Annotated in this window: 23 protein-coding genes; 19 read left to right on the top strand and 4 right to left on the bottom strand. The window is 46.6% G+C overall.

The annotated features are described in order from the left end of the window. Positions 1 to 66 precede the first annotated feature (66 nt). Complete coding sequence (locus LG211_RS14190; RefSeq protein WP_269477837.1) at positions 67 to 1,230, top strand: exonuclease SbcCD subunit D; 1,164 nt, start codon at positions 67 to 69, stop codon at positions 1,228 to 1,230. Beyond that, a complete protein-coding gene (locus LG211_RS14185) occupies positions 1,227 to 3,992 on the top strand; it encodes an SMC family ATPase (RefSeq protein ID WP_269477836.1) in 2,766 nt (921 codons plus the stop codon). The genes LG211_RS14190 and LG211_RS14185 overlap by 4 nt, the downstream gene beginning before the upstream one ends. Before the next feature lie 7 nt (positions 3,993 to 3,999). Here the strand turns inward: LG211_RS14185 and LG211_RS14180 are convergent, their stop codons facing one another. Further along, a complete protein-coding gene (locus LG211_RS14180; protein ID WP_253020946.1) occupies positions 4,000 to 5,379 on the bottom strand; it encodes an MATE family efflux transporter in 1,380 nt (459 codons plus the stop codon). Between the two features lie 148 nt (positions 5,380 to 5,527). Here LG211_RS14180 and LG211_RS14175 point away from each other — a divergent pair, with 148 nt between their 5' ends. After that, on the top strand, positions 5,528 to 7,264 hold the full coding sequence (locus LG211_RS14175) for an ATP-binding protein (protein WP_269477835.1): 1,737 nt from the start codon (positions 5,528 to 5,530) through the stop codon (positions 7,262 to 7,264). Between the two features lie 37 nt (positions 7,265 to 7,301). Here the strand turns inward: LG211_RS14175 and LG211_RS14170 are convergent, their stop codons facing one another. Beyond that, positions 7,302 to 8,372: a CdaR family transcriptional regulator gene (locus LG211_RS14170; RefSeq protein ID WP_148397631.1), complete on the bottom strand. Its 1,071-nt coding sequence runs from the start codon at positions 8,370 to 8,372 to the stop codon at positions 7,302 to 7,304. A 255-nt stretch (positions 8,373 to 8,627) separates the two neighbouring features. Here LG211_RS14170 and LG211_RS14165 point away from each other — a divergent pair, with 255 nt between their 5' ends. The 11 genes from LG211_RS14165 to LG211_RS14115 all read left to right on the top strand — a co-directional run bounded on the left by LG211_RS14165 (position 8,628) and on the right by LG211_RS14115 (position 20,700). Next, complete coding sequence (locus LG211_RS14165; RefSeq protein WP_148397630.1) at positions 8,628 to 9,602, top strand: hypothetical protein; 975 nt, start codon at positions 8,628 to 8,630, stop codon at positions 9,600 to 9,602. Continuing rightward, a complete protein-coding gene (locus LG211_RS14160) occupies positions 9,599 to 10,096 on the top strand; it encodes an RNA polymerase sigma factor (RefSeq protein WP_148397629.1) in 498 nt (165 codons plus the stop codon). Before LG211_RS14165 ends, LG211_RS14160 begins: the two co-directional genes overlap by 4 nt. A 79-nt stretch (positions 10,097 to 10,175) precedes the next feature. Beyond that, on the top strand, positions 10,176 to 10,994 hold the full coding sequence (locus LG211_RS14155) for a MerR family transcriptional regulator (protein WP_148397628.1): 819 nt from the start codon (positions 10,176 to 10,178) through the stop codon (positions 10,992 to 10,994). 173 nt (positions 10,995 to 11,167) lie between these two features. Further along, complete coding sequence (locus LG211_RS14150; RefSeq protein ID WP_227755444.1) at positions 11,168 to 12,175, top strand: SPFH domain-containing protein; 1,008 nt, start codon at positions 11,168 to 11,170, stop codon at positions 12,173 to 12,175. Between the two features lie 15 nt (positions 12,176 to 12,190). After that, the gene (locus LG211_RS14145) at positions 12,191 to 12,442 is read left to right on the top strand and encodes a type II toxin-antitoxin system antitoxin (RefSeq protein WP_336246071.1); all 252 of its coding nucleotides are present in this window, start codon (positions 12,191 to 12,193) and stop codon (positions 12,440 to 12,442) included. A gap of 156 nt (positions 12,443 to 12,598) precedes the next feature. Beyond that, entirely contained in the window at positions 12,599 to 13,978 is a 1,380-nt protein-coding gene (locus LG211_RS14140) for an aminopeptidase (protein WP_148397627.1), read from the top strand. 42 nt (positions 13,979 to 14,020) lie between these two features. Next, entirely contained in the window at positions 14,021 to 14,527 is a 507-nt protein-coding gene (locus tag LG211_RS14135; RefSeq protein ID WP_148397626.1) for a DUF6933 domain-containing protein, read from the top strand. Positions 14,528 to 14,598: 71 nt separating this feature from the next. Further along, entirely contained in the window at positions 14,599 to 15,168 is a 570-nt protein-coding gene (locus LG211_RS14130) for an N-acetylmuramoyl-L-alanine amidase family protein (protein WP_148397625.1), read from the top strand. Between the two features lie 542 nt (positions 15,169 to 15,710). Continuing rightward, a complete protein-coding gene (locus LG211_RS14125; protein ID WP_148397624.1) occupies positions 15,711 to 16,427 on the top strand; it encodes a B3/B4 domain-containing protein in 717 nt (238 codons plus the stop codon). 27 nt (positions 16,428 to 16,454) lie between these two features. Further along, positions 16,455 to 18,758, top strand: coding sequence for a bifunctional diguanylate cyclase/phosphodiesterase (locus tag LG211_RS14120; RefSeq protein WP_269477834.1), 2,304 nt, complete (start codon positions 16,455 to 16,457; stop codon positions 18,756 to 18,758). Then, on the top strand, positions 18,748 to 20,700 hold the full coding sequence (locus LG211_RS14115) for a bifunctional metallophosphatase/5'-nucleotidase (protein WP_269477833.1): 1,953 nt from the start codon (positions 18,748 to 18,750) through the stop codon (positions 20,698 to 20,700). The genes LG211_RS14120 and LG211_RS14115 overlap by 11 nt, the downstream gene beginning before the upstream one ends. A gap of 320 nt (positions 20,701 to 21,020) precedes the next feature. Here the strand turns inward: LG211_RS14115 and LG211_RS14110 are convergent, their stop codons facing one another. Then, positions 21,021 to 21,938 (bottom strand): D-2-hydroxyacid dehydrogenase, encoded by a 918-nt coding sequence (locus tag LG211_RS14110; RefSeq protein WP_148397620.1) that lies wholly within the window; start codon positions 21,936 to 21,938, stop codon positions 21,021 to 21,023. 136 nt (positions 21,939 to 22,074) lie between these two features. Here LG211_RS14110 and LG211_RS14105 point away from each other — a divergent pair, with 136 nt between their 5' ends. The 5 genes from LG211_RS14105 to LG211_RS14085 are packed head-to-tail and all read left to right on the top strand — an operon-like array spanning position 22,075 to position 24,885. Beyond that, positions 22,075 to 22,623, top strand: coding sequence for a DUF6506 family protein (locus tag LG211_RS14105; protein WP_148397619.1), 549 nt, complete (start codon positions 22,075 to 22,077; stop codon positions 22,621 to 22,623). After that, a complete protein-coding gene (locus tag LG211_RS14100) occupies positions 22,624 to 23,175 on the top strand; it encodes a manganese efflux pump MntP (RefSeq protein ID WP_148397618.1) in 552 nt (183 codons plus the stop codon). A 15-nt stretch (positions 23,176 to 23,190) separates the two neighbouring features. After that, positions 23,191 to 23,793: an RdgB/HAM1 family non-canonical purine NTP pyrophosphatase gene (rdgB, locus tag LG211_RS14095; RefSeq protein WP_148397617.1), complete on the top strand. Its 603-nt coding sequence runs from the start codon at positions 23,191 to 23,193 to the stop codon at positions 23,791 to 23,793. Positions 23,794 to 23,815: 22 nt separating this feature from the next. Then, positions 23,816 to 24,694: a YihY/virulence factor BrkB family protein gene (locus LG211_RS14090; protein ID WP_148397616.1), complete on the top strand. Its 879-nt coding sequence runs from the start codon at positions 23,816 to 23,818 to the stop codon at positions 24,692 to 24,694. Continuing rightward, on the top strand, positions 24,691 to 24,885 hold the full coding sequence (locus LG211_RS14085) for a nucleic acid-binding protein (RefSeq protein WP_148397615.1): 195 nt from the start codon (positions 24,691 to 24,693) through the stop codon (positions 24,883 to 24,885). The genes LG211_RS14090 and LG211_RS14085 overlap by 4 nt, the downstream gene beginning before the upstream one ends. A 498-nt stretch (positions 24,886 to 25,383) precedes the next feature. Here LG211_RS14085 and LG211_RS14080 read toward each other — a convergent pair whose 3' ends face one another. Next, on the bottom strand, positions 25,384 to 26,268 hold the full coding sequence (locus LG211_RS14080; protein ID WP_269477832.1) for a MurR/RpiR family transcriptional regulator: 885 nt from the start codon (positions 26,266 to 26,268) through the stop codon (positions 25,384 to 25,386). Positions 26,269 to 26,399 lie beyond the last annotated feature (131 nt).

Genomic DNA, 26,399 nt, shown 5'->3' with positions numbered 1-26,399 from the left:
GATCAGGAAATGATATAATAGCAAGATGAAGACCGGCCGAAAAGCCGGCGATAAAAAGGGGGATTTATGAAACTGATCCATTTATCCGATCTTCATCTTGGCAAACGGGTCAACGGATTTTCCATGATCGAAGATCAGCAATATATCTTAAAGCGAATATTAGAAATCATTAAAGAGGAAGACGCCGATGGAGTACTCATCGCAGGGGATGTTTACGACAAGACAGTCCCCTCGGCAGAAGCCGTCCAGCTCTTTGACGACTTTTTGGTGCGGCTTTCCGAGGAGAAACGCAGCGTGCTGATCATCAGCGGCAATCACGATTCTCCCGAACGTCTGTCTTTCGGCGCCCAGCTCATGACTGCAAGCGGCGTATACCTTTCGCCGGTTTATGACGGCGCAGTCAAGCCCATAACCTTTGAGGACGCGTTTGGCAGCGTCCATGTGTTTCTCCTGCCCTTTCTCAAACCAGCTCACGCCAGGGCCGTTTTTCCGGATAAAGAAATCAACTCTTACACCGATGCGGTGAGCGCGGCGATCCAGCAAATGGATATCGACCCGCAGGAACGTAATATTTTAGTGACCCACCAATTCGTTACAGGCGCCCAGAGCTGCGATTCGGAAGCGCTTTCGGCAGGGGGCACCGATCATATTGAAGCAGGTGTATTCCGGCCTTTCGATTATGTCGCCCTGGGACATCTCCACAGCCCGCAGAATATTCCCATCCCCCCGCAAGAAGGGAAGAGCAAACGTCAAACAAGAGCCAGATACTGCGGAACACCGCTGAAATATTCCTTTTCAGAAGTCAAGCATCAGAAATCGGTTACCGTCATAGAACTGAAAGAAAAGGGCAATCTCCTGCTGCGAACGGTTCCGCTGATTCCCAGAAGACAGATGCGGGAAATTCGGGGAAGCTATATGGAAGTTACCGCAAGAGAGCAGTACCAATTTGCGGACCAAAGCGACTATGTGCATATAACCCTGACCGACGAAGAGGATATCTTCGATGCCATTGGAAAGCTGCGGTCCATCTATCCCAATCTGATGAAATTGGACTATGATAACAGCCGCGTGCGCGCCCAAGGCCTTGAAACAGCAGCGGCAGCGGAGACAAAACCGCCGGCCCGGCTGTTCGCGGATTTTTTTCAGATGCAGAACGGGCAGGAACTGTCCCCCAGTCAGGAAAGCCTGGTGGAAAAGCTGGTGAAAGCCATTTGGGAGGATGAGAAATGAGACCGATCAAACTGACAATGAGCGCTTTTGGCCCATATGCGGCAGAGACGGTGATCGAGATGGACAAGCTGGGGGCGTGCGGCCTCTATCTGATCACGGGAGATACAGGCGCCGGAAAGACGACCATTTTTGATGCCATTACCTACGCTCTCTTTGGCGAGGCCAGCGGCATGGTGCGGGAAACCGGCATGTTTCGCAGCAAATACGCCGATCCGGCCGCGCCCACCTTTGTGGAGCTAGTGTTTTGCTACCATGAAAGCCTTTACACGGTGCGCCGCAATCCGGAATATATGCGCCCGGCGAAAAAAGGTCATGGAACTGTCCTCCAAAAAGCGGAGGCCCAGCTCCATTATCCAAACGGGAGAATCGTAACAAAGATCAGAGAAGTCAACGAGGCCGTTAAAGAGATCCTGGGAATTGATTGCGCCCAGTTCACCCAGATCGCGATGATCGCCCAGGGGGATTTTCTTAAATTGCTGCTGGCATCCACAGACGACCGGAAAAAAATTTTCCGGCAAATCTTCCGCACCCAGAATTATGAGATTCTGCAGAACAAACTCAAATCAGAGACACTGACAAGGGAAAAACAATACAAAGCCATGAAGGCCGGCCTGGAACTGTATGTGGACGAAATACAATGCAGGGAGGGATCACCGGAGTGGGAACAGCTGCAGCTGGCCAAGGAAGGAAAACTTTCTTCGCAAGAATTGGTACCGGTGATTCAAAGGATCATCGATGATGACCAGCAGCAGTATCAAAGAAAAACGGAAGAATTGGAAAAGACCGAACGTCAGCTTCGGGCTGTGCACCTGAATCTTGACCGGATCAGGACACAGCAGAAAGCCGCCGCTGATTTGGAAGGCACCCAAACGGAGCTTGGAAAAGAACGTATGAATCAAGAGCAAAAGAAGGCGGCGCTGGACCAGGAATCGGCAAAAGCAGGCCAGCGGGAACAGCTCTCTGAGCAGATCGCCAATATGAAAGCACACCTGCCCGCGTACGATGAACTGGAAAATGTGCGGCAGCAGCTGTCATTATGCCGGAAAAGGGCTGAAAAGAAGCGGACGGAAAAAGAAGAGAGGGCCGCATTCATTGAATCTCTTTCCGCAGAGCTTGAACAGCAGCGAAAAGACCTGGAATTCCTAAAAGAGATTGACGTTGAGCAGACAAAGACGCAGCAGGCCATAGAAGAAAATCGCCGGATGGGCCAGCAGCTAAAAGGACTGGAAGAGATAAGAAAGCAATACCAGATCACCCAGACCAAATGGGAGGAAGCCAGCGCAGAGTACCAGAAAGCTGCTGCCTGCGCCCAGCAGGCACAACAGGAATACGCCGAGAAATACCAGGCATTTCTCGATGAACAGGCCGGTGTTTTGGCACAGAGTCTGGATCCGGGTCAGCCTTGCCCGGTCTGCGGCTCGACGGACCATCCTCAGCCCGCCAGCATCACCCAGGGCGCGCCCAGCGAGGAAGAAGTAGAGCTTGCCCGTTCCAAAAAGGAACAGGCCCAGGACGATATGGCGCAAGCCAGCGCTGCTGCCGGCGAAATTAAAGGCAGGGCGGAGGCCCAAAGGTCCGATCTAAAACGGCAGGCAGAGGTTTTCATAAAAGACGGCCCCCTGGAATCCCTTTCCCATTGGATCGATCGAAAGAGGGCAGAGCTGAAAGCACAGCAAAAAGAGCTGAAAGAAAAACAAGCCTGTCTTGAAAAGCAGGCGGAGCAAAAGGCGGACTTGGAACAGAACATACCTCAGGGACAGAAAAAGGTGGAGCAAGAGAAAGACCTTTTGAACCAAGACGAGCAGGAACTGGCAAGGTCCGAAAGCCAGGAAAAAAACCTTCGGGAGCAGGAAAGCGGCCTGGCTCAAAAACTGGAGTTTTCCAGCAAAGAGGAAGCAAAAAAATATCTGAAGGAACTGGAGAAAACCCAATCCTCCCTCGATAAGGCTCTGCGTCAAGCGGAAACGCAGCTCCAGAAAAGCAGGGAACGAATTGCAGACCTTGAGGCAACGGCCCGTACCCTTAAAGAACAGCTGCAAGGAATGCAAGCCGCAGATCCTGATGTTGAAATTGAAAAAAAGAAAGCCTGGGAAGCGGAAAAGACCGACCTTTCTCAAACCTTGCAGACCATTCGCTCAAGACTGGATCGAAATCGGGACTGCCTGCTGCAGATTGAGAACAGAGCCAGGGAAATGGAAGCGGCCGAAGAAGAGTGGTCCTGGATGAAAGCCCTATCGGATACGGCAGGCGGAACCATCAGCGGCAAAGAAAAGATCATGCTGGAAACCTATGTGCAGATGACCTATTTCGACCGGATCATCGATCGGGCAAACACCCGCTTTATGATTATGTCCGGCGGGCAGTACGAGCTGAAACGCCGGCTGGAAGCAGAGAACCGCCTCAGTCAGAGCGGGCTGGAATTGGATGTGATCGACCATTACAACGGCAGTGAGCGAAGCGTCAAGACCCTTTCGGGAGGAGAATCCTTCAAAGCCTCCCTCTCCTTAGCGCTAGGACTCTCTGATGAGATTCAGTCTTCCGCCGGCGGAGTCAAGCTGGATACCATGTTTGTGGATGAGGGCTTCGGATCCCTGGATGAAGAATCCTTGCAGCAGGCCATCAGGGCGCTGTCCGATCTCACGGAGGGAAACCGGCTGGTGGGAATCATCTCCCATGTGGCCGAGCTGAAAGAAAAGATCGACCGTCAGATCATCGTTAAAAAGGATCAATTCGGCGGCAGCAGCATCACCATCATGGCCTGAAGAAAACTTATGGATCGCTTGGCGCTTGACCGCCGCAGAGCTGATTGATCTTGACCTTATGATAAACGGCCATACAAAGAAACAGCGTCAAAGTGTCGGACAGGGGCTGGGAAAACATCAAACCCTGCAAGCCGAGGAACCTGTTAAGTCCTAAAGACGCTGCCGGAAACAAAATCCCCAGCCTGCAGATTGTGAGCAGAAGGGCTTGCTTCCAAAGGCCGACTCCTTGAAAAATGGCATTATACATCTGAAAGAGACACATGCCGAAGGCGCAGAACATCCAGCACCGCATAAAGACACCAGTCAGCGCCGCAGTCGCCGGCTCGTCGATGAAGATACGAGACAGAGAAGCTGCCGAAGCTTCAATGGCAGCAAAAAAGAAAATGGTGAAAATCAGCAGGGTCCGCAGCGCAAACCGATTGGTCTGCCGGACGCGGGTCAGCCTGCCCTGGGAATAATTATAACCGATCAAAGGCAAAATCCCCTGTGCCATTCCCTGACTGATGTGGATGGTTGCGGTGGTGATCTTCTGGGTGATCCCGTAGGCTGCTACCACCTGATCGGAATAAGCTGCGGTCAGTCCGGACATCAAGGCATTGTCCAGGTTGACAAGGCAGGTGTTGAGCCCGGTAGGCAGGCCCACCGAGACGATGCCTGCAAGAATTCCCTGACGGACGGTAAAGTCCTTTGGACTCAGCGAAAGAACCGTATGGCGGCGAATGCGGAAAAATACGCCCAAAAAAAACACCATGGAAGCAGTGTTGGCCGCCATAGTGGCGATTCCTGCTCCGCCCACTCCCCAATGAAAGTAAAAGATAAACAAGGGATCCAGCGCGATATTCAAAAGACCGCCCAGGGTCATGCCAATGCTGGCAGCTTTGGTTCTGCCTTCAGCGCGCAGCAAATGCCCCAGCAATAGGGAAAGCTCCGTAGGAAGTCCGCCGAATAAGACCACCCAGATCAGATAACTGCGGGTAAATGCGTATGTATCCGCCGTTGCTCCCAGGAGGGTAAGAACTTCTTTCATAAATAAAATCAGTACCAGGATCATCAAGCCTGCGGAGATAGCGGCGCTCCAGAAGGCGCAGGCAGATGCTTTCCTCGCCCGTTCAGAGTTTCCTGCGCCCAGACTGCGCGAAATGACACTGGCCGCTCCGATGCCGAATATATTGGCCAGCGCCGTAAGCATATTAAAGATGGGGAATGAAATGGTCAGAGCAGCGACCTGCTGCGGATCTCCCAATCTACCTACAAAAAAAGAATCCGCCAGACTATAGACGATTACGATGACTTGGCTTAAAACAGTGGGAACTGCCAGCGTCAGAAAGGCCCTTCGAATTGGCATTCTTTCAAAAAGTTCCCGGTTGATATTCTCGTTATTGGACAATGGATCATCTCCTTTACGGATTAGTATATGAAACTCCGCTGCAATTTGAGACGGTCCCAGACAGAGGTGGAATCGATAGTAAACGCTTTTTTTGTGGACAATACGCAGTAAGGTACGTATAATGAGCATATAGGATTCGGTGAACAAAATGAGAAAAATGAAAATACAGCAGAAATGGATGATTGCAATGGTTCTTGTCACCTTTGTCGGGGTAGGGATTTTTTCCTTTTACATCATTAAAAATTTGCAGGGAAACGCCAGAATTGTCAATTATTCGGGCATTGTGCGGGGCGCTACTCAGAAACTAGTGAAAGAAGAAATGTACGGGAAAGAGAATGACGATTTGATTGAGAGGTTGGACGGGATTCTGTATGATCTTCAGAACGGAGACGGTGAAAATCAACTGGAAAAAATGTCGGATGAACAGTTCAGCTTACTGCTGGAGCAAGTACAGCGTTCATGGGAAGAATTGAAGAAGGAAATTCTGCACGTCCGGGAAGGCGGCGGGCTGGAATCTCTCTTTCTCCAAAGCGAGGACTATTTCAATCTGGCGGACAAGCTGGTTTCCGCTGCGGAAATATATTCGGAAAAGCAGGCAAGACATGCCAGATTCTGGCTGATGAGCCTATACTTCATTTTGATTGTTCTTGTTGCTGTGACAGCAATTTATGGAATCCGACAGAAAAAAATGCGGGAAGAGCTGCTGCAGGCAGAAGCCGCCAGCAAGGAAAAAGGCAGCTTTTTGGCCAGAATGTCCCACGAAATTCGTACGCCGCTCAATGGGATTATCGGCATGACCAAAATTGGTATTGAAAGCCTGCCGGATGTGGAAAAGAGCGGACAGTGTCTGGCCAAAATCGATAAGGCTTCCAAATTTCTTTTAGATTTGATCAACGATATTCTGGACATGTCAAGAATTGAAAGCGGCAAGACCGTTCTTCTTAACCGGGCATTTCATCTTTCCGAAATGCTGGATGACCTGCAGGAACTCTTTGCAGATCAAGCCAAAGAAAAGCAGCTTGACTTTCTCATTTGTCAAGACAATCTGGACCAAGGGGCGGATCTGGTAATGGCTGATGAGCTTCGTACCCGGCAGATTCTGATTAATCTGCTGTCCAATGCAATGAAATTCACTCCCCAAAAAGGCAAGGTGCGCCTGGATGCAGAAAGCCTGAACCAAGGCGATGGGGAGCCTCTCATACGCTTTACAGTTGCAGATACAGGAATCGGTATGCCGGAAGAATTTATGAGCAAGATGTTTGAGCCTTTTGAACAGCAGAATTCTTCATCCCTGATTTATCAGGGAACTGGTTTGGGCCTTGCCATCAGCTTCCGGCTTGTCGAATTGATGGAAGGCACGATTTCAGTGACGAGCAAAATAAACGAAGGCACGGTGTTTACCATTGATCTTCCTTTAAAACAGGCTGGGGAAGAGGATACAAAAGAAAACAGTGCAAATGTGTCCAATCAGGCTGAAATGGGCTTGTTAAAGGGCGCGCATATTCTATTTGCCGAGGACAATGAACTTAATGCCGAAATTATCGAATATCTTCTGCAAAACGCAGGCGTACATACTTCCCATGCATGGGACGGCGAACAGGCGGCAGCAATGTTTCTGGAACAAGAACCGGGAAACTTTGACCTGATTCTGATGGATGTTCAAATGCCCAAGATGAACGGATTAGAAGCCGCAGAAAAAATCCGCAAAAGCGGATACGGCAATGGGGCGGAGATTCCGATCATTGCCCTGACAGCAAATGCGTTCAGCGAGGATGCAAAGGAAGCGATGGAGAGAGGAATGAATGGGTATCTTGCAAAACCTATTGATAACCAGGAGCTGTACCATGCGCTTGCAGCGCAAATAAAGAAGCACGACGGAAAATAAGGGTGCGGGAGATGAGCAAAGGGTTTCAGACGCAGCACTAGCCTTTTTTCAGCCACTGAGCAGTCATCGCCAGAACAAAGGCATCTTTCAGGATCCGCGGATCGCGGCCGGTCTTGCGGAGGATTTTATTGATTTTGTATTGGACGGTATTTTTGTGCACAAAGAGTTCTTTGGCAATGGCATTGACGGAGCCGTTGCAGCGAATATAGACGTCCATAAAATCAGAGAACTCTTCTTTTTCCTGGGCTGACAGCGAGGAAAGGGTTTGGCGGCAAAGCAGCTCTTTGTATTCCGGATCCACATCGTTTAAGATAAGCTCGGAAATACAATCTTCGTAAAAGAAGCATCCTTGCTGGTTATGTTTCAAATTCATCAGTTTTTTTGCCTGGCGATAGGAACGGCGAACACCGGTATAATCCTCCTGGGTTCCTCCCACTGCGCACAAAAATGGATCGATGCCGGAATAGCGCGCGGCTTTTTTTACAAAAGATAAGACTTGATCCGCAGAAGAAACCGCGCAGATTAGTATACCCACATCGCTGTTCTGTGCATGAAGGACGTTTTTTTCCTTCAAATCTTCCGCATCTGCAAGTATAGCTGCCGGACGGACCAGACACACCGCATAAGGTGCTTCGGCGGGAAGACCGTATTCGGCCATCGATTCCTTGAAGCCAGGGGCAAACTCAAGCGGCTGCAGATTGATCCATTCGTTGACAAAGAAAAGGCGGGCCTGCTCCTGCTGATTTTTTTTGTGGTAAGAAAAAAGGTCCATCAACAGGATCTCGGTCATTTTTTTTAAAACCTTGCCGTATTTCATCACTTCTGATACCTTGCCGGTGATACCAATTACGCCGATGATTGTTTCGTTTAGAAAAATAGGAAGATTGATTCCTTTGCGGCAGCCCTGATACTGTCCGTCTTCATAAACGGCCAGCTCATCCAGGCCCTGGCGGATGATACGGAAAGCGCCTTCATGAAACATGCCTATCCGGTCAGGATTGGTGCTGGCCAGAATCGCCCCCTTTTCATCCATAATATTGATGTCGTAATCCAGAATCATACTGATCTCACGGATGATCCGCGCTGCTGTGTCCTTTCCCAGCCTCATAACTTCTCCTCCTGTAAATTCAGATTGTTAAAGGCATTATATAATGAAACCGGGCTGGGAACAAGCTGACGCCGCTTTTTTATCATGCATGTCATAACACGTTTTTTAGAAGGCAGGGGCATAACGGTTATTGCCCCGCCGCCAGATGGCAGCATAGGAGGCAGGCTGACTGATGAAAAAATGTTGTAACTTTTTGCGCTTGTGGCGTATTAATCAATGAAACGTTTCAAATAAAAACAAGGAGTGTGTATTGTTATGGTTGAAAAAAAAGAGTTAGGGCTTCAAAGAATGGATCCCGGAGAGGCAGAAGATCAAAAGTTTCTTCTGCTGGCGAAAAAAATACGAAGACGCCGGATGATAGCCGCATCCATCTTAGTCTTTGTTACAGCGTTTCTGACTGTGTGTATTGTAAATTATAAAGCGGCGGGCAGAAGTGTATCGCCGCCGATTGTGATCAGCCGCGACGGAGTGGATAATGGACAGACCAGCACCATGATCTACTATTCTTTGGGATTCAAACAGGTAGCATACGAATCTAAATATGGAAAGAATTACAGCCAGCGGCTCTGGCTTTGGGAAAACGTTGAAGAAAATCCGGAGGTTCTGACAGGACAGCAATATCAGCAGCTAACAGACCAGCTCACAAAGCGCAATGGGCAGAAACCCGCGTATTCCGATTATTTTCAATGCTTTCAGACCTTTGATGCATCTATCTTGGATGTGGAAAAAGACAAAGATCAGTATACGATTTACATGAAAGGTGCAGTTTATTCTTTTTTGGAATATAAGGGCCAAGTATACGAAAATGTTGATGGGGACCCCCAGTCCGCATATAATGGGGGTGAACAGCAGCCGATGATCGTATCGGCGGTTTGGGACGGCAAGAATCTGCAAGTGGAGCAGGTAAAAGAATACAAGTTGGGGGACGCTGGAAGCGCTGCGATCTATGAACATTTCCCAAAACCAGTTGCAATCCGTCTGAATGCTTCGATTGAAGGGCAGAGCGATGAAGGTCAGAGCGCTGTTGAGCGGAGTAGAATGAAAGCTGCCGCCTATTTTGGCAAGCAGGTGGCAGATGGTACCTACCTATTTCTCAACGATGAAACTTCGGAGGCAGAGTTGTATCGTATTGTGCCGGACAAATGGAAGAAGGGCAGCCAAGCCGGCCCTTGGGAAAACGATGAGCTGGTTGAAAAAAAGCCGCTTGCAGAACTAAAGGAGCAAAGATGAAAGGGTTTGACCAGATTTACACAACGTATTATTCGGCGCTCTACGGATTTTTATTGAGACTGACTGGCAGCGATCCTCTTCTTGCGGAAGAATTGACGCAGGAAACCTTTTATCAAGCATTTATTTCCATTCACCGATATAACGGCAAGTGCAAATTTTTTACCTGGCTCTGCCAGATCGCCAAGAACAGCTACTTTAAGTACTTGAAAAAACACAAAGAGGTATCGGTTGATTTTTCCCGATTGGGAGAAGAGCTGGTTTATGATCGCGCTGCCAATACAGAACAACTTTGTGAAGCCAGGCTTATGAAGGAAGAGCTGCGGAGCGCCGTGGAGGGACTGAAGAAGCAGCAGAAAGACGTTATTATCCTGAGGATTTATTTTGAGCTTTCTTTTAAAGAGATTTCAAGAACTCTTGGAATAACGGAGGGCTCAGCAAAAGTAACTTATCATCGCGGCAAAGCGGCTTTGCAAAAAAAACTGACAAAAGGTTAATCATATGCTTGACTCTAACACTATGAAAGACCGTATCCTATAAATGAGCTCACAAAAACGCATATGCGAGGTAAAGGAAATGTTAAAAATAGGAGATTTTTCAAAACTATCAAGAATCAGTATCCGCATGCTGCGCCATTACGACGAAATGGGACTGTTAAAACCAAAATGGATTGATCCGGCTACCGGTTACCGTTACTACGGCGAAGAGCAGCTGCCGCTGGCTGGCCGCATTGGTGCCTTAAAATCAATGGGATTCAGCCTGACGATGGTGCTGGAATTGCTGAAAAAATACGATGATGTTCAGGCCCTTAGAGAATATCTGGTATTAAAGCGGGTGGAACTGCAGGAAAACCTGGATGCCATGAATCAGCGCCTGCGGATCCTTGATAATGCCATCGTGCGATTAGGAAAGGACGGCGAAACGATGAAATATAATGTAACTTTAAAGACAATGCCAAAGCGATATGTTGCCAGCTTACGAAAGGTGATACCGGCTTACGATCAGGAGAGCATCCTCTGGCAGCAAATGTACGAAGAAACAAAAGGCATGAATGTGCAGACGGCAGAACCCAGCTGCAGCCTGGCTCTCTTTTATGATGAAGGCTACAAAGAACAGGACGTGGATGTGGAAATCCAAATAACGGTAAAGGGACGTTACGCCGATACCGATCATGTCAAGTTCAAAACCGCCCCTGAGTGCCGGATTGCTTCTGCAACCTACAAAGGCAGCTACACCAAGCTGACGGAAGTCAACGCGGCTGTAGCCAACTGGGTGAAGGACAACGGCTATGCCTTCGATGGGACTTCGTTCTGTATCTACCATGTTAGCCCGGCAGAAACGCAAAATCCGGAGGAACTGGTGACCGAAGTCTGCTTCCCCATAAAAAAACAATAACCCAATTTGATCCGCATTCAGCGGCAGTGATCTGCGTAAAGGTATCAGCTATCCTTTGCGCAGATCTTTTTTTGCGCGGCAATCTTAAAAATTCTATTGACAATCCATAATAATGTGATATTATTTTGATATCAAATAAATATTGAACTGTTAATGAAGAAATGGAGAAAAAAATGAAAAAGAATGCGGTGAATATGAATAATGAAATTGAAGAAAAAATATTAAAGCCGTTTAACGGCATGGCAATGCTGGTTATTTTGATTCTGGTCCTGCTGGCCTCCATCGCAGTTATGATCTTTGGAATTGCCCAGGAGCTGGTGGTACCAATTGTTGCTGCAGTGATCGTATTCTGTCTGGTGTGCATACTCTTTGCCGGACTGAAAGTCATCAATCCCAATGAGGCGCTGGTCCTTACTTTGTTCGGTGAATACTATGGGACGATTAAAAGCCATGGATTCTTCTTTGTAAATCCCTTTGCTACGGGCCGCAATCCGGTGGCGGAAAAACAAGGAGCGCCGGAAGGCCTGCTGGAAGAATTCAATGACAGCAACAAAAAGGGTTCCAAATCAAAGAAGGCTTCCATGAACAAGAAGGTTTCCACAAAGGTACTCACCTTTAACAACGGCACCCAGAAAGTAAACGATGCTATGGGTAATCCGATCATCATCGGGGCCATTGTCGTATGGAAGGTGCAGAATCCAACCAAGGCTGTTTTCAATGTGGATGATTATTTCCAGTATCTGTCCACCCAGTGCGACTCTACGATTCGAAACATTGCCAGATTGTATCCTTATGACAATATGGAGGATACGGACACAGATGAAAAGACTCTGCGGGGCAGCAGCCAGGAGATTGCCGATACGATGAAAGAAAAACTGCAGCTGCGGGTAAGCGATGCGGGCCTGGAGATTATTGAAGTGAGAATTACGCATCTGTCCTATGCGGAAGAAATTGCCGCCGCTATGCTGCAGAGGCAACAGGCATCGGCCATCATCGCAGCCAGACAAAAGATCGTTACCGGGGCAGTAGGCATGGTAAAATCAGCGCTGGATCAGCTGGGAGAGGAAGATATCGTTCTGCTTGATGAAGAACGAAAAGCCTCCATGGTCAGCAATCTGCTGGTGGTGCTCTGCGGAAATAAAGAGGCGCAGCCCATTGTCAACAGCGGAACCATCTATTAATCGAGGCCTGGGCAAATGAAAGAAGAACTGGACTTAAAAGAACAGCAGCTGCAAAAAAAGCTGGAAAAGCTGGCGGCGCTGGAAAAGGAAATCAAAGAGCGAGAGAAAAAACTCAAAGAGTCCGAGAAAAAGAAAAAGCAAATTCTGCTGAGGATCGCACCGTCCCTGTGGGATGAAATTGCAAGATGGGCGGAAGAGGATTTTCGCTCCATCAACGGCCAGATTGAATATCTTCTGGCAGAGTGTGTAAAGAAACGTAAAAAATAAACGAATAAAGAGCGGATCGCGGCATGGGGGAGAAAAAGGCCGGGGAATCTGCTCTTTTCATGTTTATTTTTTGAGAAGAAATGATATACTGAGGATATCTGCATACTAAGAACGAGGGAATTTTTTATTTTAGATTGATAAGGAGAGACGAATAGAATGTACAAGGAAAACGCATGGGAAAAATATACGGACCAGCAGTTAAAAGCGGTTATGGAATTTAATGAAGGCTATAAGGATTTTCTGACCAAAGGAAAAACGGAGCGGGCCTGCATAAAGGAAGCAACCGCCCTGGCGGAGAAGAGAGGATTTGCCGATTTAAAGGATGTCATCGGCCAGCAGCGGCAGCTGAAGCCGGGCGATAAGGTCTACGCATTGAACAGAGGCAAAAACATCGCGCTCTTTGTGATCGGGGAAAAGCCCATTGAAGAGGGCCTTCGCATCCTGGGAGCTCACGTGGATTCTCCGCGTCTGGACCTAAAGCAGAATCCTCTATATGAAAGCGAAGGCTTTGCGCTTTTGGATACCCACTATTACGGGGGTATTAAAAAATACCAGTGGGTTACCATTCCCCTTTCGCTCCACGGAGTCGTGGTAAAAAAAGACGGCACAAAGATTGAACTGGTCATCGGTGAAGATGAAACGGATCCGGTTTTCGGTGTCAGTGATTTATTGATTCACCTTTCTCAGGAACAGCTAAAAAGTACGGCGGACAAAGTGATCGAGGGAGAGAATCTGGATGTGACCATCGGCAACATTCCGCTAAAAGGAGAAGAAGAGAATAAAGTAAAGGCAAATATTCTCCGCATTCTGAAGGAAAACTACGATATCGAAGAGGAGGACTTCCTCAGCGCCGAAATTGAGGTAGTACCAAGCGGAAAAGCCAGAGACTGCGGTCTGGATCGCAGCATGGTCATGGGTTATGGCCACGACGACCGGGTGTGTGCATATACCTCACTGGCGGCAATCCTGGAAGTGGAATCCTGCCAATATACCAACTGCTGCTTCCTGGTGGATAAGGAAGAGATCGGAAGCATGGGCGCGACAGGAGCCCAGTCGGTCTTTATGGAAAATACCATAGCCGAACTGCTGGCTTGCATGGGCGACCAGTCCCAGGTGAAAATTCGCAGGGCATTCAGCAATACCAAGATGCTTTCCAGCGATGTGAGCGCGGGAGTGGATCCGCTGTATGTAAATGTGAGTGAAAAGAAAAACGCCGCTTATCTGGGGCAGGGGGTCGTTTTCAATAAATACACCGGGGCCAAGGGCAAGAGCGGCTGCAACGATGCCAATCCCGAATATATCGCCCAGCTGAGAGGAATTCTCGATGAAGCAAACATCAACTATCAGACTGCCGAATTGGGAAAAGTGGACCAGGGCGGCGGCGGCACTATCGCCTATATCATGGGCAACTACAATATGGATGTTATTGACGCCGGCGTTGCAGTGATGAATATGCATGCACCTTGGGAAGTGGTCTCCAAAGCAGATGTGTACGAAGCCTACCAGACATATAAGGCATTCCTGGCAAACGCATAAGCACGCGTCTGAAATCAGCAGTTTTAAGAGAGGAGAACGTTTATGCAGCTGGGAATTACCATCCCCATGGAGCGATTTTTTAAGATGAAAAAGCCGCCTTACGGCAAGAAGGCCGACGATCTGTTCTGCTGGGAATTGCATGTGATCATGCTGCAGGGACGGCCTTCGCTGATCGGGGTCAACTGCGGAACCCGGTTTTCCTTTGTGCTTTGCGGGATCGGTCCGCAGGATCGGGATCGGCTGGAACTGCTGGCGGAGCGGGAAATCTGTGATAGCTTTCTCGAAGCGGGACTGACCGAAGGGGAGATTGAAGCCTACCTGGATATGGCCGGAGCAATGGAGGTTACCAAAACCCATGGGCGCAGCCAGGTGGCTTATTTGAACAAAGCAGTGGAACTGGTATTGTGGAACGATATCGCCGTTGATGGGGCCAGCGCGCGCCAGCCAATTCTCAATGATATTCTCAATCGTACGCCGACGAAATGTACCGGCGATTCGGAGCTGGAGAGGCCTGTGGACCGGCTGCTGGAAAAGTTGGAGAACTTATAGCCATATTTTGTTATGGCGCAAATTTCTTTTTATTCGCATACACTAAATAGAATAAAAAGGAGGAATATGCTATGGCAATTAAAATATTTGTCGATCAGGGGCACAACCCGCAGAATCCCAATGCCGGAGCTGAGGCCAATGGAGTAAGAGAGCAGGATATCACGTATGATATCGGCGTTCGTCTGGCAGCTCTTCTGGGAAATGATCCCAATTTCGAAGTCCGCCTCTCAAGAAATTCTCCGCAAGAGCAGCTGGGAACCAGTAATGCCACCAGTCTGCAGGCCAGAGTTTACGAGGCAAATACTTGGGGCGCGGATTTTTTCATCAGTTTGCACTGTAACTCCAGCAGCAATACGTCTGCCAGCGGCAGTGAGGCATATGTATACAGTGAAGGAACCCAGGCTTACACTATGGGACAGCGGATTTTGGAAGGCCTCCACGACATGACCGGACTGGCCAATCGAGGTGTCTTTATCAGACCAAGTCTCTATGTGCTGCGGGCCACATCTATGCCGTCAGTTTTAGTGGAAATGGGTTATATCACCAATTTGGGAGATTTGTATCTATTGACTAACGATCCGGAAAGCTTTGCCCGCGGAATTTATCGAGGCATTCGTCTTTATTACGGATTCGTTCAATAAAAGATCGTATAACAGCACATGTTTCATGTTCGCACCTTTTTTGCCGATTATGTAAAAAAGGTGCGAGCTTTATTTAAGCCCCGTCCAGCCGAGTATCACTGTTTTCATGGGGCAGCCCTTAAATAAAATCCAATAAAAAACCGGTAAGAACTCTTACCGGAACAAATATAAGGATATATTTGTTTGAATCAATGATCTACAGAGTGCCTTTGTGAATGCACTCGTCAATCATTTCCGCACAAGCCATAACTTCTTCCTTAAATGCACGTATGCCTCTAGCGAAAACATTTTTCTTCGTAGCATTACTCATGATATCCCTCTTTTCTGTTGCTACTAATTCTTATGAGCTCATTATAGTGCTTAATTTGCTGGATGTCAAGGGGTAAAAATGATTAGTTTGCTTAAAAGCTTGTCAATTTTATAGAATTATTTTGAAAAAACGCCGGTGATATCAAATCCGGCGCTTTGACTTGCTGTGAGGTCAGCCGATATGGTAGAATGGCAATGTATTTGATAAACAAAGGACGAAAGAGAGGTGACATATGTCGAAGTTTATAATAGAAGAAGGCTTTTGGGAGCTGTTCCCGCAAGCTGAAATTGCAGTCATCCTCGTTAAGGGGATTGATAATACGGAAGACTCGGCAGAGCCGGTAAGATCGGACATCTTGCAGTTGCTGGAAAACGCCAATAAAAACGCCAATCAATTTATCCTCAAAGAACCCATCAGTGAGAACGAAGTGATCGCTGTCTGGAGAGAGGCTTTTAAAAAATTCAAAACCAAAAAAAGCGCCAGATGCTCCATTGAGGCTCTCTTAAAGCGGATACAAAAAGGAAAAGAGGTTGGGTGTATTAATCCGCTGGTCGATCTTTATAATTCTGTTTCTTTAAATTATGGACTACCTTGCGGCGGAGAGGATATCAATACGTTCGCAGGCGATCTGCGTCTGACAATTGCGGAAGGAGGAGAGTCATTTCTGGCCTTGGGCGACGAACAATATGATGATGCGCTTGCGGGGGAGGTTGTATATAAGGACGATGAGGGAGCTGTCTGCCGCTGCTGGAACTGGCGGGACGGACAGCGCACTATGCTGACGGAGGATACAACGGATGCCTTTCTTATCATTGAATCCGTGGATCCGGCAAGAAGCGGGGACTTAGCGGCAGCAGCTCGGGACTTGGCCGAACTATCCTGCAGATTTCTAGGCGGTTCGAGCAGGATTGAGCATTTGAACATCGATCATAAAGAAATAAGTCTATAGCATTTGAACAAAGAAAGAGAGAAATAGATGGATAGAGACCGAAATCAGTCTTTCTATCGTAAATATATACTCCTGGCTTTTGTGTTGTGTCTGTGTTTTTTAGCTACTAGCTTAATCTTTCTCTTTTACATGATGCAGCAAAACAACAAAGAAAATGTGGAATATATAAAGGCTGACGCAGATCAGAAAAAAATGACGATCGTCAAGCAAGTACAGGGTGATATTCAGACTTTAGAGGGAATATCCGTTTGCATTCGAGGTGTAGCCGTCAACAACTCGAATGAGATGTCCAACATTATGCAAGAAATCAACAACGGCAACTCCTTTATTCGTATGGGTGTTGCGGACACTGACGGAGTTGTGCAGTTATTTGATATCGGCGGTAAACTCAATGAGCCGATTAATCTGGGCGAAGAACTATTTTTTCAAAAGGCGCTTGCCGGCGAAAGCAGTATTTCAGCCACGACTGAAGACCCTTTTTCAGAAGGGGAATACATTAATTATTATGCAGTTCCAATTAAGGATAAAAACAAACAGGTTTTCAAAATTTTGTGTGCGGTCAATCCTGCCGATACCCTTGCAAATATTATCAATAGTCCTATTTTCAAGGGGGCAGGTTGCTCCAATATTATGAATCAGAATGGCCAATTCGTAATACGTGCCAGAGGATCTTCCGCAGAGAAGATGGATGCCCGCTCTTTAGATGATATGAAATTCCTAACAAAAGAACAGAAACAAAAACTGATGAATGCGTTGAAAAAGGGAGAGGAGACTAGCTTAACGTATAAAGAGAACGGCCAAGAGCAGATTTCCATCGCTGAACCGATTGGAATCAATGGCTGGTCAATTACAGGTGCCGTTCCAAAGGCGGTGATTAAACAGAGATACAGTCAGACCGCCATAGGTGTGTCTGCGATTATTTTTACAGCTCTTTGTATTTTCTTGCTGCTGCTCTATCAACAGCAGAAAATCATGCACCGCAATGAAAAATCGTTGAGAAACTTGGCTTATGTGGATCAGCTGACTGGCTGCAGCAATTTTTCCAAGTTCCTTTTGGATGCAGGGGACTTTGTGCAAAGAACAGAACAATATGCTGTCTGGTATTGTGATTTGAAAAACTTCAAGTATTTTAACGATATTTTTGGCTATAAAGCTGGTGACAGCGTCTTGCAGGCACTGGCACAGCAATTCAAAAAATACGAGAACCGGGAATTTCTGTTTTGCCGTGTATCGGCAGATAATTTTACCGGTATACGAACTTATGACAATAGAACCGAGCTGGAACAATGGTTTGATGAACTAGCGGGATTGAGACACGTTGACGGGTCAGATGTTTTGGAAAAAGATTTTATCCACCTGTCTATGGGCTTTTACTGCCCGCGGACTGGGGATGAAAAGCGATCGATCAATGATATGGTAAATCGGGCAAATATGGCTCAAAACTCGGTAAAACAGCTGCCAGGCAACCAGTGCGCCTTTTTTACCGACCAAATTCGATTACAGGCCCTAAAGGAGACGGAGATCGAGTCCGATGGCAAGATCGGTATCAATGCCGGTCAGTTCATAGCGCATTTTCAACCAAAAGTGAACATCCAAAAAGGGAATCGTATTGTTGGTGCCGAAGCGCTGGCACGTTGGAAGCATCCTGAGAAAGGAATGATACCACCTGATGAATTTATTCCCATCTTTGAGAAAACCGGATTGATCGCGGAGCTGGACCGATCTATATTTTGTGAAGCATGCCGCTGGCTGCACAGCTACTTGGCAGAAGGAAACCAGCCGATCAGCATTGCGGTTAATGTTTCAAGGCTGGGTCTTTTGGAGCCGGACTTCATTGAATATTACACAAAGGTCAAGGAACAATATCAAATACCGGACAATGTTTTACAACTGGAATTCACAGAGAGCCTTGCACTTGGTGATGACGATATGTTTAACCATATCGTCCGTATACTACAGAGTAAAGGGTTTACTTGTTCGCTGGATGATTTCGGATCAGGTTATTCTTCGCTCAATGTACTTAAAAATTTACCAGTGAGTGTTTTAAAGCTGGATATGCTGTTTTTTCGCAAGAGTGTAGATATCAAGAGAGAGAGGATTGTCGTATCCAATATCATCAATATGGCGAGGGAACTTAAGATTAAAACCATTGCCGAAGGGGTGGAAAATACAGAAACGGTTGACTTTCTAAGAGCAGCAGGCTGTGATGTGATCCAGGGATATATTTTTTCAAAACCATTGTCACAGGAGGAATTTGGCTGCTTAATACGAGAAATGGGAGACAGAGCCATGCCCCTGTGTGGCGAACGAGAGGATACAAATGAAAAATAGAATCGTTGGGATAGCACTCTTATTCTTGCTGCTGACCGCAGGGACTTCTTTTGTGTGGGCGGCGGAATCAGAAAGAGACGATGTGCAGGGCGGGAAGAAAGAAATTTCGATTATTTTCTCCCACGATATGCATTCTCATATGGATGCTGAAAAAATTGTAAAAAACGGAGTCGCTGAGATGAGAGGCGGCTTTGCAAAACTCCAAACTCTGGCTGAAAAAATTCGAAAAGAATATCCAAACAGTTTTATGCTGGATGGGGGTGATTTTGCCATGGGCACGCCGTATCAGACCATTTATTCTACCCAGGCGTCAGAGCTGCGGATGATGGGCGCGCTGCAATATGATGCAACGACCTTTGGCAACCACGAATTTGATTATCGGGCGGGTGGACTGGCGAATATGCTGCAGGCAGCAGTCAAGTCGGGAGAACGGCTGCCTCTGATCCTGTCTGCCAACATAGATTGGGAAAGATCGCTTGCGGATGAAGACAAAAAGGCGGCGGCATCCCAGTTGAAATCTGCATGCGATGCATATGACGTCAAACCCTATTCGCTGATTGAGAAAGACGGCATTAGGATTGCGGTCTTCGGGCTTTTAGGGAAGGAAGCGGACGAATTCGCACCTGAAAGCGGTCTCTATTTTAAAGAGCCGGTTGAGACGGCAAAGACAATCGTAAACGAGATAAAGCAGGGTGAAAAGGCGGATGCCATCGTGTGTCTCTCCCACAGCGGAACCAATGAGAATCCGGATAAATCGGAGGACGAAATTCTCGCAAGGGAAGTACCGGATATCGATGTGATTATCAGCGGTCATAGTCATACAGAGCTGGCGGAGCCGATTGTGGTCGGCGATACGATATTGGCTTCCTGCGGAAGCTATACGTATAATTTGGGCCACTTAGTATTGGAAAAAGGCAGCGACGGTACTGCCCATCTAAAAAATTATGAACTGCTTCCCCTTGATGGCCGTGTTAGAGAGGACCAATCGATTGTAACCCGACTTGCCGGATTTGAGAAACTTGTGGATCAAGAGTATTTTTCTCAGTTTGGATTTCACATGAAGGATGTTTTGGCAAAAACCGATCAAGCCTTTACAGATATTGAACAATTTGCAATGGATCAGGGGGAAGACACGCTGGGAAATTTGATTGCCGATTCTTATCTTTATGCGGTATCTCAAGCTGAAGGAGTTCAGGCCCGGCCCGTGGATGTAGCGGTGGTTCCGGCCGGTGTAGTGCGGGCCTCTTTTGGTGAAGGGCCGATTACAGCAGCTGATGCCTTCAATGTACTCTCTTTGGGGTACGGAAAGGATAAAATAACCGGATATCCTCTGGTGAGCGCCTATCTGACAGGGAAGGAGCTGAAAGCGGCTGCTGAGGTAGATGTTTCGGTGTCTAATATTATGCAGGTGGCGCGGCTATATATGAGCGGGCTGGCATACAATTATAACCCCAATCGGCTCTTTCTCAATCGAGCTACGGATGTTCGCAGGGATTTGGGAAACGGAACCTATAAAGAGCTAGAGAATGATGAACTTTATCGGGTTGTTGCTGATTTATATTCCTGCCAGATGCTTGGATCAGTCAAAGAGAAGTCTTTCGGTCTCTTGTCCATTGAGCCTAAGGATGAAGAGGGACAACCAATTAAAAATTTCGAAGATCATATTATTTATCATGGCGACCATGAATTGAAAGCATGGTATGCACTGGCTTCTTACTTGAAATCCTTTGATGATGGGACTGTGCCGGACCGTTACCACAAGCTCCAGGGCCGTAAAGTTGAGATGAATAGTCTCAGTCCGGTAGAGCTGCTAAAGCAGCCAGGGAAGGTTTTGTTCATGGCTGCGGGAGCGCTTCTTTTGCTGACAGCGGTCATTGTTATGGTTGTCCGTCTGCTTCTGCGCAGAAAAAGGCGACACGCCATTGGTTCTGCGGGTGAATAGATATTTACAAAAAAGTATATTGATCTATTTCTATTCGAAATCCAGCAATTTGCTGGCAATGTCCATATAAATTCGGTCTTTTAACGTGAAATTTGATTTAAACTCAAGTGCTTTCGTATAAGCTAGCGCAAACTTCTAAGTATAAAATATGAATAAGCCGCAATTTGGTCCTATCCAATCTGCCAGAAACAAAAAATATCCCATTTTTATATGGACAAGCACTCTATTTGTGCCTGTTTCGAATAGAAATGGGAAAAATTTTTGTTTATTGATGGAAATAGCTTTTCGGATATTTGCTAAGGATTAACAGAACATAAATTTTATTTCAAGTCCACCCGATTGAGCGTTCCGCCTTGCAGAAAACTGTTCAAATTGTCCGCTAATGTCCGGCAGATGATGCTACGCATCTCTTCCGGGGCCCAGGCCATATGAGGCGTAATGATGCAGTTGGAAAGCTTCAGTAAAGGGTTTGCTGCTGCAGGCGGTTCCTGTGACAGCACATCTACGGCAGCTGCACTGAGACGACCTGCGCGGAGGGCATCTGCAAGGGCAGTTTCATCGATCAATCCGCCTCTGGCTGTATTAATCAGAATCGCACCCGGTTTCATTTGTCCGATAAAATTCGCATCCACAAATCCTGCGTTTTCTTTTGTCAGCGGACAATGAAGGGAAACGAAATCGCATTTCATTGCTGCCTCTTTATCGCGGCTGTACACATGAACGCTCATCCCCAGAGCTTTGGCGATCTCCGCCACTTTTTTCCCAATCTGACCATAGCCGACGATCCCCAGGGATTTGCCGGACAGCAGCATCACCGGCGCTTTCCAATAACAGAAGTACTTACAGTTTGTCCATTCTCCGCTTTTTACTGAATCATTGTGAAGGCCCACATTGTTGCATAACTCAAGGATTAAAGCGATGGTATGCTGTGCCACTGCTTCCGTTGAATAGGCAGGAATATTAGTGACAGCAATGCCCAATTCTCTTGCAGCATCCACATCGATGTTATTATAACCGGTGGCAGTTGAACCAATATAGCGTAAATTGGGGCATTGCTGCATAAACTCTTTTGTAACAGGGCATTTACTGGTCATAAGAATTTCTGCGTCGCCGATGCGTTCCAGCGCTTCTTCAGGCCGGGTGGCATCGTAAACTGTCAGATCGCCGATTGCTTCGAGCGCATCCCAAGAAAGATCGCCCGGATTGATTGTATGTCCGTCAAAAATAACAATTTTCAAGATTATTATCCCTCCTCATGAATTTTACAATGGCTATTTTACACCATGAGGATTGGAAAGTCCAGGAACATTGTGGTATAATGAACGCACCATTTATTGCGGCGTTGCCGCAAGGAAGTATTTAGTAGGAGGAAGTATGTTTAAGTATGCATTCATTGAAAACGTTCCGGGGAGCAGCCCGGAAACTTATTCGTTCGTCTATGAGAATGACGAGAGCTATAGTCTGGTAACCGGAACAAGTTCCTTTGAGATGACCGAAGAACTGGCGAAAAAGCTGGATCAGGAAGGATATGATTTGATCGATTTGTGCGGCGACTTCGATGATGAAGCGGTTGCAAAGCTTTCCAAGTCCTTCACCGGAGAAATGGGCATCACCCATGCGGATTATCTGCCCGATGAATTGGTTAAAATAGAAGCGCTGGATTCTCTGAAAGAGTATGGCATTGTCATCGTAATGGATGGAGTTGAAGTAACTCAGAAATTCAGTCTTAAAAGCGAAGAGTGCAATACCTATGTCCGTTTTACGAAGGATCTGGACGCAGCTAAAGCGGCGGCAAAGGAACTTGTTTCTCTGGGCGTGGATTTCATAGAGCTGTGCAGCTATTTTGACAAGGAAAAGACGCAGGCAGTGATTGGAGCTATCGAAGGGAAGGTTCCTGTAGGATCGTGCGGTGATTTGGCATAAATGGGATTCATTGAAGTAGCCCTGATCGGGGTAGGGCTTGCCATGGATGCGGTTGCGGTGTCCATGACGAATGGGATGATTTACAAAAATTTAAAGTCTGTGGATTACATAGGAATGCTGGCTTTTTTCGCTGGCTTTCAGATGCTGATGCCGGTGGTAGGCTACTATGCGGGGAGCCTTTTTGCCGGGATTATGAGCGCATGGTCCGGACTTGTAATCCTGCTGATTTTGGGGATTATCGGCGGTAAAATGATCAAGGAAGGCGTTGCGCACCTAAAAGAACATCAGATGCCCAAAAACCGGGTTTTGACCTTAGGGATCTTACTTTTTCAAGCTATTGCGACCAGTATTGACGCGTTGGCCGTAGGGCTGGGGTTCAGCTTTCTGGGCGTTCCCATCGGAGCCGCGGCAGCGGAAATCGGGATCATAACGGCAATCATGGTGATGATTTCCATATATGTAGGCCGTAAATTCGGTGATCTTTTAGGCAGCAAAGCCGAAATTTTAGGTGGAACAATATTAGTAATCATTGGGATAAAGGCAATACTATAACTGAGAGGTAGTAATATGGGCATAATTGTAGCAGCTTCAAAAAATCACCATAAAATTAAAGAAATTGAGGCTATAACAAAAGAATTCGGCATGGAGATCGTTGCTAGAGATAAGGCAGGCGTTGCTGATATAGAAGTGGAAGAAGACGGAACCACCTTTGAAGAGAATTCCTATAAAAAGGCGTATGAGATCATGAAACTCTGCAATGAGATTACAATTGCCGATGACTCCGGACTGGAAGTGGACTGTCTGGATGGTGCGCCGGGGGTCTATTCTGCTCGCTTTGCAGGAATAGACGGCGACGATCAGGCCAATAACGATAAGCTGAAGGATTTGATCAAAGATGTGCCTTATGAAAAAAGAACCGGCAGATTTGTTTCAGTAATTACCATGGTGTACCCAGACGGTGATACCATCGTCGCACGGGGAGAAGTTGAGGGCCATCTGGTGCTGGAGGAAAGAGGACCTAATGGGTTTGGATATGATCCTCTTTTTGTGCCGCTGGGCTATGACATTACCTTTGGAGAATTTGAGCCTGACGCAAAAAATCAAATCAGCCATAGAGCGAATGCGCTGAAAGATTTGAGAAGGCAGCTGGAAGCAAGGGCGGCAAAATAATTGAGAAAGAGACGAGTGTAGCATGAGACAACGGTTATTGCAAATGACATTTTTAGGGATTAAGCAATTCAGAGATCCATATTATCAGGGATTTGCCGCGCAAATCTCGTTCTACCTGCTGCTTTCCATTGTGCCCATGTTTTTGCTGCTGACCCAAATCCTGGGGTACTTTCATTTGCCTTTGAACAATCAGTATGTAGTCGAATGGATCAGTAAATACACTGGAGAACAGCTTTCCGGAATGCTGCTCAATTTGATTCAATTCTCTTCGGCGGGCGCAGGCAACATTGTATTTTTGTGTGTCGCTTTGTGGGCGGCGTCCCGGGCGCAGTTCGCGATTATGCGGATTACGAATTATACGTTCACAGAAGGCAAGAATACGGGGAAAGGATACTGGAGAGAACGGCTGCGGGCTGTCAGAACTATGATCGTAACGTTGTTTACGATTGCATTTGCGCTGCTCATTCTGGGCTACGGTGATCTGCTTTTGCGGACCGTGGTGAAGCTCTTCGATCTGGATGCGGATAAGTATATCAATAGCATTTGGATGTACCTCAGATGGCTGCTTGGTCTGGCCCTGTATTTTTTGATGGTCAGCTACAATTATTATATACTGCCTACCAATAGGGTGCCTTTTAGAAAAATTTTGCCGGGGAGTGTGTTTGCCTCTGTGGGCATGCTGCTTGTGACCCTGGTCTATGCAAAATACACCAGCAGCGTTGCCAATTACGACATTATCTATGGAGCACTGTCATCCATTGTCGCAGTTCTGTTTTGGTTTTATTTCCTGGCCTGGGTCCTTTGCCTGGGAATTTTAGTTAACAAGGTGTGGGATGATACTACCAGCTTCAGCAAGAGAAAGCCGGTGGAACATCCATCCATGAGGAGGAATGAAAAATGAGAAAATGTTTAAGATGCGGAAAAGAAATGATCGAAGGTTATTCCATCCGTGAAGACTCGGAAGCCGCGGAAATCCAGCTGGTGGAGAGCGAAGAATTGCTGGCGAAACGAATCCGACCTAAAGTGGCGGTATGTCCTGGGTGCGGTGAAGTTTCCGTGTACATAGAAAATATTGAAAAGCTGCAAAAATAAAGCAGGCCTCTTGTAAAAGGGCGGGATGGGTGGACAGATATCAAAAGATTAACTTTTTGGTTTTTTGTATCTGTTCTTCCCATTTGAAGACCCTGCTCGGGCCTGATTTCGAGATTTTGTGATGAAGCTTGATAAAAACTGAAAAATAAGAGGTGTAAAGCTGCATTTTGGGATACGAAAAGCGGCTTTTTTCTTTTTTGAATCCAGCTTGGCCCTGATGGGTGGAAGGAGTTGGCAGGAAAGGTGAATGGAAGATGATTGCTCGCAGAGTAACGATTTACCATAACGAAACCGCCTTATTTATTTGCAGAATGGTGCAAAAGTTGTGGGCTGCAGCGGGCAAATTTAGTAAAAATCAGAAATCGGAACCAATCTGGCAAGAATCGCCCGCTGAAATGATTGAGTTTTTACACTAATCCCATCCGATGTAAAAATTTATTGTTTATTATATGAAGGTGAATTCATCATAAGCATAGCCGTGCACTTTGGCAGCCCGGATTATAACCAATCCGGTTTTGAGAAGTTGAGATAGTGCTGCATATTTGAAGATACCATTTCCGGCTCCTTATCCAAGATTTTCAAAAGGATAAGATTGCAGATGATGCTCGGTATGGTCATGGAGTTAAAATACGTTTTTTGAGTCTCTTTGACTAGGAAATTGATGTCGCTGTGCCAGAGAATATCCGTTGCTTCAGAATTGGTAATGGTGATAAGGGGTATATTTTTATCGTTTGCCATTTGTCCGATCCGCTGCTCGTCTTTCAAATATCTGGGAAAGGAGGAAAGTATGATAATATCCTTTTCCGATATTTTCAAAAGGCCATCCCATAAGGCGATCCCACCTTCTGTAAGGCCGATAACATCAAGCCCGATCTTTCTAAAATAGGTTGCAAGAAATGAAATCATAATGGAATCTGTACCAATACCAACACAATAAATGGTCCTTGCCTTGAGAATCAGGTCGACCGCACTCTCCAGTTTGGAATAATCAAAGGATTTGCTGAAATCCTCAATGTCCTTAGAGAGGATTTCCAAATATCGGAGTTCCCGGTCGTTTTCTTCCTGGTCTTCATCCATGGCTTTTAGAAAATCATAGGGGCTATGAAACGTATTAATGTTGTTCTTCATATGTTTTTTAAAATCCGCAAAACCCTTAAAACCCAAATCTTTTGCGAATCGGATCACCGTCGTGTCGCTTACCCCGCAGGCTTGAGCCAGTTCCGTGCTTGATAGAAGAACAGCATTGACATAGTTGCTTTGTATATACGAAGCAACTTTTTTTTCACCTTTTGACAGGATTTCGTATTTTTTCGTTATTAAATCTTCAATATTCACTTTTGTTTGGTTTATAACATTAGCAACTTTTCTTGCGTGTTCATTCATAAATATGTACCATCCTATTTATTCATTTCATACAAACCTTTAGGTGGATTCTAACATAATTTGAGAAAAATGGCTATAGCGGAATGTTATGGGAAGCTTTGCAGTTTTAGAAAACTATTAAACATAAAAGT

Origin of the sequence: Hominibacterium faecale, from assembly GCF_020734085.1 — a bacterium.
GTDB lineage: Bacteria > Bacillota > Clostridia > Peptostreptococcales > Anaerovoracaceae > Hominibacterium > Hominibacterium faecale.
The sequence above is the reverse complement of the archived record's forward strand: the minus strand, read 5'-3'. Positions and strand labels throughout refer to the sequence as shown.

What these genes read in the sequence shown, in the direction of transcription:
- LG211_RS14190 (WP_269477837.1), top strand. Translation starts at nt 67, where the DNA reads ATGAAACTGATCCATTTATCCGATCTTCATCTTGGCAAACGGGTCAAC.
- LG211_RS14185 (WP_269477836.1), top strand. Translation starts at nt 1,227, where the DNA reads ATGAGACCGATCAAACTGACAATGAGCGCTTTTGGCCCATATGCGGCA.
- LG211_RS14175 (WP_269477835.1), top strand. Translation starts at nt 5,528, where the DNA reads ATGAGAAAAATGAAAATACAGCAGAAATGGATGATTGCAATGGTTCTT.
- LG211_RS14170 (WP_148397631.1), bottom strand. Translation starts at nt 8,372, where the DNA reads ATGAGGCTGGGAAAGGACACAGCAGCGCGGATCATCCGTGAGATCAGT.
- LG211_RS14165 (WP_148397630.1), top strand. Translation starts at nt 8,628, where the DNA reads ATGGTTGAAAAAAAAGAGTTAGGGCTTCAAAGAATGGATCCCGGAGAG.
- LG211_RS14160 (WP_148397629.1), top strand. Translation starts at nt 9,599, where the DNA reads ATGAAAGGGTTTGACCAGATTTACACAACGTATTATTCGGCGCTCTAC.
- LG211_RS14155 (WP_148397628.1), top strand. Translation starts at nt 10,176, where the DNA reads ATGTTAAAAATAGGAGATTTTTCAAAACTATCAAGAATCAGTATCCGC.
- LG211_RS14150 (WP_227755444.1), top strand. Translation starts at nt 11,168, where the DNA reads ATGAAAAAGAATGCGGTGAATATGAATAATGAAATTGAAGAAAAAATA.
- LG211_RS14145 (WP_336246071.1), top strand. Translation starts at nt 12,191, where the DNA reads ATGAAAGAAGAACTGGACTTAAAAGAACAGCAGCTGCAAAAAAAGCTG.
- LG211_RS14140 (WP_148397627.1), top strand. Translation starts at nt 12,599, where the DNA reads ATGTACAAGGAAAACGCATGGGAAAAATATACGGACCAGCAGTTAAAA.
- LG211_RS14135 (WP_148397626.1), top strand. Translation starts at nt 14,021, where the DNA reads ATGCAGCTGGGAATTACCATCCCCATGGAGCGATTTTTTAAGATGAAA.
- LG211_RS14130 (WP_148397625.1), top strand. Translation starts at nt 14,599, where the DNA reads ATGGCAATTAAAATATTTGTCGATCAGGGGCACAACCCGCAGAATCCC.
- LG211_RS14125 (WP_148397624.1), top strand. Translation starts at nt 15,711, where the DNA reads ATGTCGAAGTTTATAATAGAAGAAGGCTTTTGGGAGCTGTTCCCGCAA.
- LG211_RS14120 (WP_269477834.1), top strand. Translation starts at nt 16,455, where the DNA reads ATGGATAGAGACCGAAATCAGTCTTTCTATCGTAAATATATACTCCTG.
- LG211_RS14115 (WP_269477833.1), top strand. Translation starts at nt 18,748, where the DNA reads ATGAAAAATAGAATCGTTGGGATAGCACTCTTATTCTTGCTGCTGACC.
- LG211_RS14105 (WP_148397619.1), top strand. Translation starts at nt 22,075, where the DNA reads ATGTTTAAGTATGCATTCATTGAAAACGTTCCGGGGAGCAGCCCGGAA.
- LG211_RS14100 (WP_148397618.1), top strand. Translation starts at nt 22,624, where the DNA reads ATGGGATTCATTGAAGTAGCCCTGATCGGGGTAGGGCTTGCCATGGAT.
- rdgB (WP_148397617.1), top strand. Translation starts at nt 23,191, where the DNA reads ATGGGCATAATTGTAGCAGCTTCAAAAAATCACCATAAAATTAAAGAA.
- LG211_RS14090 (WP_148397616.1), top strand. Translation starts at nt 23,816, where the DNA reads ATGAGACAACGGTTATTGCAAATGACATTTTTAGGGATTAAGCAATTC.
- LG211_RS14085 (WP_148397615.1), top strand. Translation starts at nt 24,691, where the DNA reads ATGAGAAAATGTTTAAGATGCGGAAAAGAAATGATCGAAGGTTATTCC.
- LG211_RS14080 (WP_269477832.1), bottom strand. Translation starts at nt 26,268, where the DNA reads ATGAATGAACACGCAAGAAAAGTTGCTAATGTTATAAACCAAACAAAA.